Annotated in this window: 3 protein-coding genes; 2 read left to right on the forward strand and 1 reads right to left on the reverse strand. The window is 71.9% G+C overall.

Annotation, left to right across the window (positions count from 1 at the left end):
• Nucleotides 1–172: 172 nt before the first annotated feature.
• Both ACFW9D_RS29805 and ACFW9D_RS29810 read left to right on the forward strand, forming a co-directional pair.
• Nucleotides 173–1,693 carry a long-chain fatty acid--CoA ligase gene (locus ACFW9D_RS29805; RefSeq protein WP_188335797.1) on the forward strand — a complete coding sequence of 507 codons (1,521 nt, stop codon included), beginning with the start codon at nt 173–175 and terminating at the stop codon, nt 1,691–1,693.
• A gap of 48 nt (nt 1,694–1,741) precedes the next feature.
• On the forward strand, nt 1,742–2,506 hold the full coding sequence (locus ACFW9D_RS29810; RefSeq protein WP_384626945.1) for a sulfite exporter TauE/SafE family protein: 765 nt from the start codon (nt 1,742–1,744) through the stop codon (nt 2,504–2,506).
• A gap of 12 nt (nt 2,507–2,518) precedes the next feature.
• On the opposite strand, the gene ACFW9D_RS29815 is transcribed toward ACFW9D_RS29810, so the two are convergent.
• On the reverse strand, nt 2,519–4,450 hold the full coding sequence (locus ACFW9D_RS29815; protein ID WP_384626948.1) for an MDR family MFS transporter: 1,932 nt from the start codon (nt 4,448–4,450) through the stop codon (nt 2,519–2,521).
• Nucleotides 4,451–4,530: the final 80 nt, after the last annotated feature.

The following is a 4,530-nucleotide window of genomic DNA, read 5'->3' on the forward strand; positions in this document are numbered from 1 at the left end:
CCCCGAGCCCCGCGCGGGGCGCGCGGCCCCGCCCCCACCCGCGACTCTCTCGCCGCCCCCCCCCCCCCCCCCCCGCCCCCCCCCCCCCCGCGGGGCCCCCCCCCCCCCCCCCCCCGGCCGCACCACCAGCAAGGACTCGCACCACCAGCAAGGAACGGAGCACCACCCCCTCATGGCCACTCTCTCGCTCGCCGCGATCCTCGCCGACAACGCCCGCCGCAGGCCCGACAAGACCGCCCTCGTCCAGGGCGACCAGCGGTTCACCTTCGGTGAGTTGTGGGACCAGGTCCGCGCCCGCGCCGGAGCGCTCGTCGACACGTACGGCGTCCGGCCCGGCGACCGGGTGGCCCTGATGGCCCCGAACACCGTGGACTTCCCGCGCGCCTACTACGCGATCCTCGCGGCCGGCGGTGTCGTCGTCCCCGTCCACCTCCTGCTGTCCGCCGACGAGGCCGCGCACGTGCTCCGCGACAGCGGCGTCGACCTGCTCCTGTGCCACCCCGGACAGGCCGCCGTCGGAAGCGCCGCCGCCGAGGCCGCCGGAGCCCGCGTCGCCACCCTCGGCGAGGACGGCGAACTCGACGCGGCCGCAGCCGGGGCCACCCCGCTCGACGTGTACGCGGCCCGCGGCCCCGAGGACGCGGCCGTCATCTTCTACACGAGCGGTACCACCGGCGTCCCCAAGGGCGCCGTCCTCAGCCACCTCAACCTCGTCATGAACGCCACCGTGGACGCCTTCGACGCCCACGAGTACTGCCCCGACGACATCGTCCTCGGCGCCCTGCCCTTCTTCCACGCCTTCGGCCAGACCGCCTCCCTCAACGCCGTGTGGCGCGCGGGCAAGACGCTCGTCCTGCTGCCCCGCTTCGACGCCGCCCGCGCCATCGACCTGATGGTCCGTGAGGGCGTCACCGTCTTCCACGGCGTGCCCACGATGTACGTCCACCTGCTCGCCGCCGCCCGGGACGCCGCCGAACTGCCCAGGCTCCGCGTGGCCGTCTCCGGCGGCGCGTCCCTGCCGCTCGCGGTCCTGGAGGCCTTCGAGGCCACGTTCGGCGCCCGCATCCACGAGGGCTACGGACTCAGCGAGACCTCGCCCGTCGCCGCCGTCAACCAGCCCTGGTACGGCATCAAGGCGGGCACCGTCGGCCACCCGATCTGGGGCGTCGACGTCGAGATCGCCCGCGCCGAGGTCGACGAGCGCGTCGAACTGCTGCCCGCCGGCGAGCTCGGCGAGATCGTCGTGCGCGGCCACAACGTCTTCACCGAGTACCTGGGCCGCCCCGAGGCGACCGCGCAGGCCCTCGTCGACGGCTGGTTCCGCACCGGCGACCTCGGCACCAAGGACGCCGACGGCTACATCTCCATCGTCGACCGCAAGAAGGACGTCATCATCCGCGGCGGCTTCAACGTGTACCCTCGCGAGGTCGAGGAGGTCCTGATGCGGCACCCGGCCGTCGCCCACGTCGCCGTCATCGGGCTGCCCGACCCCGTGCACGGCGAGGAGGTCTGCGCCGTGGTCGTGCCCAAGGAGGGCGAGAGCGCCGACCCGGACGCCGTCATCGCCTGGTCCAGGGAGCACCTGGCCAAGCACAAGTACCCGCGCCGTGTCGAGATCACCGGCGAACTGCCGCTCGGCCCCAGCATGAAGGTCCTCAAGCGAGAGCTGCGGGACGCGTACCGCTCCGCCTGACCTCCCGGCGCGGTGGCGGAGATCGATGCGGCTAGCATCGGTCTCCGCATGCACGAGATATTCGGGATCACGCCCTGGGGCTTCGCCGCGCTGGCCGTCGCGGCCGTCCTCGTCGGCTTCTCCAAGACCGCCGTCAGCGGCGCCAACACGGTCAGCCTCGCCGTCTTCGCCGCCGTCCTGCCCGCCCGTGAGTCCACGGGCGTGCTGCTGCCCATCCTCATCTGCGGCGACGTCCTCGCCGTGCTCACCTACCGGCGGCACGCCCACTGGCCCACCCTGTGGCGGCTGTTCCCCGCCGTCGCCGTCGGCATGGTCATCGGCACCGTCTTCCTCGGCTTCGCGGGGGACGGCGCCGTGCGCACCAGCATCGGCGCGATCCTGCTCCTGATGGCCGCCGTCACGGTGTGGCGCCGGCGCGCCGCCGAACGGCCCGAACCGGAGGAGACGGCGACCCGCACGGCACGGATCAAGGCCGGCTCGTACGGGGTCCTCGGCGGGTTCACCACGATGGTGGCCAACGCGGGCGGCCCAGTGCTCTCCCTCTACCTGCTCTCCGCGGGCTTCCGGAAGCTGGGATTCCTCGGCACCTCCGCGTGGTTCTTCCTCATCGTGAACTCCGCGAAGGTGCCGTTCAGCGTCGGCCTCGGCCTGATCGACGGGAGGTCCCTGCTGCTCGACGCCGCCCTCGCCGCGTTCGTCGTGCCCGGCGCCCTCATCGGCAAGTGGGCGGTGAACCGCATCAACCAGCGGCTCTTCGAACAACTCGTCCTCGCGGCGACCGTCCTCGGCGGCCTGCAACTCCTGCTGCGCTGAACGGGCCGGGTCCTAGGAGGGGCTGAGGATGCGGGCCGAACCGGGCCGCTGCGGCAGTCCCTGCGCCAGGTCCTCCACGAGCAGCCGCTTCGCGATCGTGTCCACCGCCGTCCGCAGGTCCTCACCCGGCGGCCGGCCCAGGTCCTCCTCCACCCGCGCGCTCAGCCAGTTGCCCCACGCCCGGTTGAACACCTCGGCCTCGCGCCGCCCCGCCGCCGTGTGCGAGAAGTACGAGCCCGTCCGGGTCAGATAGCCCTCGTCGACCATCCGCTGGAACACCGGCACCAGGACCTCGGGCGGCAGCCGCCGCCGGGCCGCGATCATCCCGAGGCTCGCGTGACCGACCATCCGGGTGAAGAACTCCACCTGCATCACCGCCCAGGCCCCCGCCATGTCGAGCCGCGAGTCCGAGGAGTCGAGGATCCGGCGCGCGGTGTCCAGGTCCGCCGACTTCACGATGGAGCTCACCGCCCGCTCCAGGACGCGCTCGGAATCGCTCGTCGTCGGCTGCGCGAAGCCCTCGCCCATGTCCGAGGAGCCCATCCGCGCACTGTCGCGCAGCGCCACCTGCTTCAGGAACAGCGCCACCACGAAACCGATCAGCGCGACCGGCACCGTCCACAGGAACACGGTGTGCAGCGAGTCCGCGTACGCGTCGACGATCGGCCCCTGCGCCGCCGCCGGCAACTGATGCAGCCCCTCCGGGCTCTGCGCCGCCCTGGCCAGCGTCGCCGGATCCACCCCGGTCCCCGCGCGGGCCGCCTCCGCGACGCCTTCCGTGAGGTTCGGCTTGAGGGAGTTCGCGTAGATGGTCCCGAACACGGCGGTGCCGAACGAGCTGCCGAGCGTACGGAAGAAGGTGACGCCGGACGTCGCCGTGCCCAGGTCCGCGTACTCCACGGTGTTCTGCACGGCGATCGTCAGGACCTGCATGCACAGGCCGATCCCGAGCCCCAGCACCAGCATGTACAGCGACGACAGCCAGGTGCTGGTCGACGGATCCATCAGGGACAGCAGATACAGGCCGAGCGCCATCACGAGCGAGCCGACGATCGGGAACAGGCGGTACTGGCCCGTCTTGCTCACCACGTTGCCGGAGAAGATGGACGCGGCCAGCAGACCGATCACCATCGGCAGCGTCCGCACGCCCGAGATCGTGGCCGAGTCCCCGTCCACGTACTGGAGATACGTCGGCAGGAACGTCATCGCGCCCAGCATCGCGAAGCCCACGATGAAGCTCAGCACCGAGCACACCGTGAAGACCGGGTTGCGGAACAGCCGCATCGGCAGCATCGGCTCCGCCGCCCGCGTCTCCACCACGCAGAACAGGCCGAGCGCCACGATGCCGCCCACGAACAGGCCGATGATGACCCCGGAGCCCCACGCGTACTCGTTGCCGCCCCAGCTCGTCGCCAGGATCAGCGCGCTCGCGCCGACCGCCACCAGGGCGATGCCCAGATAGTCGATGACCGGCCGGACCGCCGACTTCACGACCGGGATCGTGCGCGCCGCCGCGATGACGACGACGATCGCGATCGGCACGTTGACGTAGAACGCCCAGCGCCACGTCAGATGGTCGGTGAACAGGCCGCCCAGGAGCGGGCCGACGACCGTGGAGACGCCGAACACGGCGCCGATCGCGCCCTGGTACTTGCCGCGCTCGCGCAGCGGGATCACGTCGGCGATCAGCGCCATCGAGGTGACCATCAGGCCGCCCGCGCCGATGCCCTGCATCGCCCGCCAGGCGATCAGCAGCGACATGTTCGTGGCGAGGCCGCACAGGAACGAGCCCGTGATGAAGACGATCGCCGAGACCTGGAAGACGATCTTGCGGCCGAACAGGTCACCGAACTTGCCGACCAGGACCGTCGCCACGGTCTCGGCGAGCAGATAGGAGGTCACGACCCAGGACATGTGGGCGGCGCCGCCCAGGTCCGAGACCAAGGGGCGGCCCCCCCCGGGCGCCCACAGCAGGGTGAGCGGCGGCGCCCCCCAACCCCCGACACAAATTGGTGAGAACCCGG

This window comes from Streptomyces sp. NPDC059524 (assembly GCF_042749255.1).
Taxonomy (GTDB): Bacteria; Actinomycetota; Actinomycetes; order Streptomycetales; family Streptomycetaceae; genus Streptomyces; species Streptomyces xanthii.